The sequence below is a fragment of the Burkholderia sp. BKH01 genome (assembly GCF_025685725.1).
GTDB classification, from domain to species: domain Bacteria; phylum Pseudomonadota; class Gammaproteobacteria; order Burkholderiales; family Burkholderiaceae; genus Burkholderia; species Burkholderia pyrrocinia_C.
In genome coordinates this window covers 1-1692 of sequence record NZ_JAOTQT010000057.1, presented here as the reverse complement: position 1 = coordinate 1692, position 1692 = coordinate 1, and the positions used below count along the sequence as shown (strand labels likewise).

Annotated in this window: 1 pseudogene; it reads right to left on the bottom strand. The window is 64.5% G+C overall.

Annotation, left to right across the window (positions count from 1 at the left end):
- A pseudogene (locus tag OEJ37_RS34780) lies at positions 1 to 1692 on the bottom strand (hemagglutinin); the annotation flags it as partial.

Sequence of the window (1692 nt, the reverse complement as noted above, 5' to 3'; positions counted from 1 at the left end):
ACGACAGACCCGTCGACGTGGAAGTCGACAGCGAAGCCACCGAGCTGTTCGTCGAGCTCAGGCCGGTGGACAGCGAGCTGATGCCGGTCGAGGTCGACGTCGACAGCGAGGTGATCGAGCTATTAGCCGACGACAGACCCGTCGACGTGGAAGTCGACAGCGAAGCCACCGAGCTGTTCGTCGAACTCAGGCCGGTGGACAGCGAGCTGATGCCGGTCGACGTCGATGTCGACAGCGACGTGATGGAGCTGTTAGCCGACGAAAGACCCGTCGAGGTCGACGTGGACAGCGACGAAATGGCGCTGGTCGCGGTACCAACCTGTTGGGCAACCGAATAAAGCTGGCTGCCGTTGATCGCGTCGGTACTGGTCTGCGTCACCTGGCCGGCGGCGACGTTGGTGATTTGTCGCTCGTTGCCCGGGCTGCCGACGCTAACGGTGCCGACCGGCGCGGTGCCTGCGAATCCTCCGAACGTGACGCCGTTGACGGTCGCGCTGCTCGTGGGATTGGCCGCGGCTGTCTGCGAGTTGGCGCCGAGCGCGACGGAATTGTTGGTGCCGGCTGTGGCGCCGCTGCCGATGGCGACGGCGTCGGTGCCGGTCGCGACGCTGTCGGCACCGGTCGAGTTCGCGTGGAAGTACTTGATGCCCTGGCTGTTGATGTTGTTGATCGCCGAGCCGACGCTGTTGGCGGTCGACGTCGTGCCGTTCGCGTTGTAGGTCGTGTACGCCGGCGCGGAGACCGTCCCGGTCGTCGGGTCGTACGTGGAGCCGCCGCCGAGCGCCGATGCCGTGCTGTTGCCGAGGTTGTCCGTCTTGGTCGTGACCGTGCTCAGGCCGGTCGACAGCGAGCCGATCGAGCTATTGGCCGACGACAGGCCGGTCGAGGTCGAGGTCGACAACGACGTGATCGAGCTGTTGGCTGACGACAGACCCGTCGACGTGGAGGTCGACAGCGAGGTGATGGAGCTGTTAGCCGACGACAGGCCGGTCGAGGTGGAGGTGGACAACGACGTGATCGAGCTGTTAGCCGAGGACAGGCCGGTCGAGGTCGAGGTTGACAACGACGTGACCGAACTGTTGGTCGAGCTGAGGCCAGTCGACAGCGAGCCGATCGAGCTGTTAGCCGACGACAGGCCGGTCGAGGTCGAGGTTGACAGCGACGTGACCGAACTGTTGGTCGAGCTGAGGCCGGTCGACAGCGAGCCGATCGAGCTGTTAGCCGACGACAGACCCGTCGACGTGGAGGTCGACAGCGAGGTGATGGAGCTGTTAGCCGACGACAGGCCGGTCGAGGTGGAGGTGGACAACGACGTGATCGAGCTGTTAGCCGAAGACAGGCCGGTCGAAGTGGAGGTGGACAACGACGTGATCGAGCTGTTGGCCGAAGACAGGCCGGTCGAAGTCGAGGTGGACAGTGACGTGACCGAACTGTTGGTCGAACTGAGGCCGGTCGACAGCGAACTGATGCCGGTCGAGGACGACGTCGACAACGAGGTGATCGAGCTGTTAGCGGACGAAAGGCCGGTCGAAGTCGACGTCGAGAGCGACGTAATCGAGCTGTTCGCCGACGACAGACCCGTCGACGTGGAGGTCGACAGCGACGACACCGAGCTGTTGGTCGAGCTCAGGCCGGTCGACAGCGAGCCGATCGAGCTATTGGCCGACGACAGGCCGGTCGAGGTCGAGGTCG